Source organism: Chromatium okenii (assembly GCF_016583745.1).
GTDB classification, from domain to species: Bacteria; Pseudomonadota; Gammaproteobacteria; order Chromatiales; family Chromatiaceae; genus Chromatium; species Chromatium okenii.
Genome location: NZ_NRRQ01000141.1, coordinates 1 through 516 on the forward strand (window position 1 = coordinate 1; position 516 = coordinate 516).

Here is a 516-nt window from a genome sequence, read left to right on the forward strand (position 1 = left end):
CACTGATTGGCGTAACGCCCGATGCGATGGTTTTGCATAGCATCAGCGATCTCATCCAAGCTGCCCGGATCATCAATAGTCGATGGGGTAGGGACGCTATTACGATCCTCTTTGGCCAGGGTGCGAATACTCTTGCGCAGTATCTTACCCGAGCGCGTCTTAGGTAGCTTCTGAACAATCGCAACCTGGCGCAAGGCCGCTATAGCACCGATCTCATCGCGGATACGCTTGACCAATTCCTTTTCCAGCTGCTCCTGCTCAATATCCGCTCCATCTTTGAGCACCACGAATGCCACCGGGAGTTCGCCTTTGAGTTCATCGTGGATACCGACAACCGCACATTCGGCTACCGCGGCATGGTCGCCGATGACTTCTTCCATCTCACCGGTAGACAGGCGGTGGCCCGCTACGTTAATGACATCGTCTACGCGCCCCATGATGAAGACATAGCCATCCTCATCGATGAAGCCGCCGTCCGAGGTGTCATAAAAACCGGGGAAGCGTTCCAAATAGGAT

At 54.5% G+C, this 516-nt stretch carries 1 protein-coding gene; it reads right to left on the minus strand.

The genetic code is table 11. The features are described 5' to 3' along the window. The coding region (locus CKO12_RS14565; protein WP_420826850.1) for an AMP-binding enzyme at nt 1–516 on the minus strand (516 nt) is incomplete at both ends.